This window comes from Pseudomonas sp. P5_A12 (assembly GCF_056400685.1).
This window is the reverse complement of the sequence record NZ_JBFUKU010000419.1, coordinates 1-3,496: the sequence shown is the minus strand read 5'-3', so window position 1 is coordinate 3,496 and position 3,496 is coordinate 1. Positions and strand designations below refer to the sequence as shown.

Sequence of the window (3,496 nt, the reverse complement as noted above, 5' to 3'; positions counted from 1 at the left end):
GGACTGCGCGCGATGCGCACAAGGCCATGGCCCGCAGTTTCGGCTGGCGCCTGCTGATCATGAAGTTGATGCTGCGCTATAAGCTGGACTTCAAATGGCGACGTAAAAGCAAGATGGATCGCCGCGCATCCCTGGGCAGTTCATTGGTGGCCTCCCTGCGTCGTTCGTTGATGGACCGTAACGTGCCGCTTTGGCTCAACACCGATTTTTCCGGCCTGATCACCGACAACGGACGGGTCAGCGGTGTAACCGTGACGCGTGACGGTGCAGAGTTGCAACTGCATGCGCGCCTGGGAGTGATCCTGGCCTCTGGTGGTTTCGAACAAAATCAGCTGCTGCGCGATCAGTACCTGCCCAAGCCAACCCGCAAGGCCTGGAGCGCGACGCCACCAGGCAACAACACCGGCGCGGCGTTGCAAGCCGGTATGGCTCAGGGTGCAGCCACCGCGTTGTTGGATTGGGCCTGGTGGGCGCCGACCATTGCCGTGCCGGGAGAAGACAAACCCCGGGGGATCTTTGCCGAACGTGCGTTCCCCGGCGCTATCGTCGTCAATGGCCACGGGCAGCGGTTTGTCAATGAAGCGGCGCCGTACCTGGAATTCGTCGATGCCATGCATCAGGACAACCAGAAAACCGGCGGAAAATCGGTGCCAGCCTGGGTGATCTTCGACGCCCATTTCCGTTTCAACTACGCCATGGGGCCGTTGATGCCCGGTCAGGTCATGCCTGACAGCCGCCTGCGCAAAGAGTGGCTCAACAACCTGTACTGGAAAGCCGACACCCTGGCCGGCCTGGCCCGGCAGATCGGCGTCGACACTGCAGGGCTGCAAGCCACCGTCAGCAAAGTCAACGACTATGCAGGCACCGGTGTGGACCTTGACTTCGCCCGTGGCGGCAATGTTTTCGACCGCTATTACGGCGACTGCAACATCAAGCCCAATCCCTGTCTCGCGCCGCTGCGCAAAGGCCCGTATTACGCCATGCGCCTGGACGCCGGGGACATCGGCACCAAGGGTGGACTGTTGACCAACGAGCACGCACAAGTGGTGCGCGATGACGGCACGAGCATCGCCGGCTTGTACGCCATCGGTAACTGCTCGGCGTCGGTGATGGGCACCAGCTATCCGGGGGCCGGTGGCACTCTGGGACCGGCGATGACCTTCGGCTATGTCGCCGCCAACCACTTGGCCAGTCAGCGTTAGGAGGCTATATGTCAATGTCCGATAACATCCCCAGCACCGAAGTGCTGGCACCCTTGCAAGTGGCCGATAGCAACAGCGTGACCTGGGACGAACAATGCGATGTGCTGGTCGTCGGCTGGGGGGCAGCCGGTGCCTGCGCCGCTCTTGAAGCTCGCGCTCATGGCGCCGATGTGTTGATTGCCGACCGCTTCACCGGCGGCGGTGCCAGCGCCAAGAGCGGCGGGGTGGTATACGCCGGTGGCGGCACTCGCCATCAGCAGGCGGCGGGCTTCAACGACAGCCCCGAAGCCATGTTCGATTACCTCAAGCACGAAACCCGGGGCGTGGTCAGCGACGACACCCTGTGGCGCTTCTGTGCCGACAGCGTGAGCAACCTGCAGTGGCTGGAAAGCCACGGCGCGCCCTACGCCCACCAGATGCCACCGGGGGGGAAGACCTCGTACCCGCCCGACGGCTACTTTCTCTATTACTCAGGTAACGAGTTGGTGCCCACCCATGGCGGTCCCTTGTCCCCCGCACCACGGGGACATCGCACCGTGGGCAAGGGCCAGTGCGGTGCGGTGCTCTATGCCCACCTCAAGGCCGCGTGCTTGAAAGCCGGGGCCCGACCGCTGTTGCAGGCGACGGCGCGCAGACTGGTAATTGATCCCCAAGGGCGGGTGCTGGGTGTCGAGTTGTGGTGCCTGCCCGAAGGCAGCAAAGAGGCTCAGCTGCATGCGCGACTGGCCGCCCGCGCCGAACGCTTGCAGAACTTCGCAGCCGGCTATTGCAAGAAACTGCGCCAGAAGGTTTGCCAGCTCGAACGTGATTTCGCCCGACCACGGCGGGTGCAGGCGCGCAACGGGGTGATTCTGAGTACCGGCGGCTTCATCTTCAATCGCCAGTTGATCGAACAGCACGCGCCGAAGTTCCGCCGCAACTTCAAGGTCGGTGCCACCGGCTGTGATGGCAGCGGCTTGCGCTTGGGCGCCAGTGTCGGTGGCCAGGGTAGCGGGCTTGAGCGGGTATCGGCGTGGCGCTTCATCAACCCGCCGTACAGTTGGCACAAAGGCATTGTGGTCAATCGCGAGGGACGGCGCTTCTGCAATGAAGAAGTCTACGGCGCCACCCTGGGCCAACCGTTAATGGAAGAGCAGGGTGGCAAGGCGTGGCTGGTGCTGGATGCGCCGCTGCGCAAGAAGGCCATTCGTGAAGCGCTGTTTGGCGGCTATTGGTGGTTCCAGAGCTTTCCGGCCCTGGCGTTGATGCTGTTCAAGGTGCGCAAGGGAAAAAGTCTCAGCGAGTTGGCCAGTGCGACGTCMATGGACCCCAACGTGTTGCGTGCTTCGGTGCTGGCTGCCAACGCCGCCGCCCGTGGCGAGGCGCCGGAGCCGTTCGGCAAGTCCGAGGGTGGACGCCAAGTACTTGAACAGGGGCCTTTCTATGCCTGCGATATCTCCGTGACCAATCCGGTTTTCCCCCTGGGAGCCCTGACCCTGGGCGGCTTGCGCGTGGATGAGCGCAGCGGCGCGGTGCTGGATCAGCAGGGGCAAGCCATCGGTGGCTTGTACGCGGCCGGGCGCAGTGCCCTGGGGATTCCTTCGCACTTGTACATCAGTGGTCTGTCACTGGCCGACTGCGTGTTCTCCGGTCGTCGTGCAGGCGCTGCCGTCGCCCGTCCGCACGGCCAGCAACCCCATACGACCCACGCACACGAGATGACATGATGACCCTCAATCACCACAACAAACACGGCCGGGTTCACGGCAAGGTCGCGCTGGTCACCGGCGGCGCCAAGGGTATTGGCGCTGCCAGCGTACGGCTGCTGGCGGCCGAAGGTGCCCAGGTGCTGATCAGCGACCTGGACGTCGAGGCAGGTCAGGCCCTGGAGGCTGAAATCGGGGCGACTGCAGAATTTATCCGTCACGATGTCGGCAGCGAAGCGCAGTGGCGCCAGGTCATCGACCATGTGCGCGAGCGCTACGGTCGTCTGGATATCCTGGTCAACAACGCCGGCATCCTGATCTGCGGCTCGATTGAAGAAACCAGTCTGGCGCAGTGGCACAAGGTGATGCAGGTGAATGCCGACAGCGTATTTTTGGGCTGTCGCGAAGGCATCGCGTTGATGAAGGACAGCGGTGGTTCGATCATCAACCTGTCTTCCATCGCGGCTTTGGCCGGGAGGGACGATTACCTGGCTTACAGTGCCTCCAAAGGGGCGGTGGCGGCGTTGTCGCGTTCGGTGGCGGTGCTTTGTCGGCGGCGCAAATACCGCATCCGTTGCAATACCCTGCACCCGGATGGCGTGCTTACCG

3 protein-coding genes are annotated in these 3,496 nt (G+C 63.2%); all 3 read left to right on the top strand.

Translation table 11 applies throughout. The annotated features are described in order from the left end of the window. Positions 1-1,202: FAD-binding protein (locus tag AC1DSG_RS29135; RefSeq protein ID WP_477793964.1), on the top strand; the 1,202-nt coding region annotated here is incomplete at its 5' end. An 8-nt stretch (positions 1,203-1,210) separates the two neighbouring features. After that, entirely contained in the window at positions 1,211-2,908 is a 1,698-nt protein-coding gene (locus AC1DSG_RS29130; protein WP_477793963.1) for an FAD-binding protein, read from the top strand. Then, a partial coding sequence (locus tag AC1DSG_RS29125) for an SDR family NAD(P)-dependent oxidoreductase (protein ID WP_477793962.1) occupies positions 2,905-3,496 on the top strand: 592 nt, incomplete at its 3' end. The genes AC1DSG_RS29130 and AC1DSG_RS29125, both read left to right, overlap by 4 nt.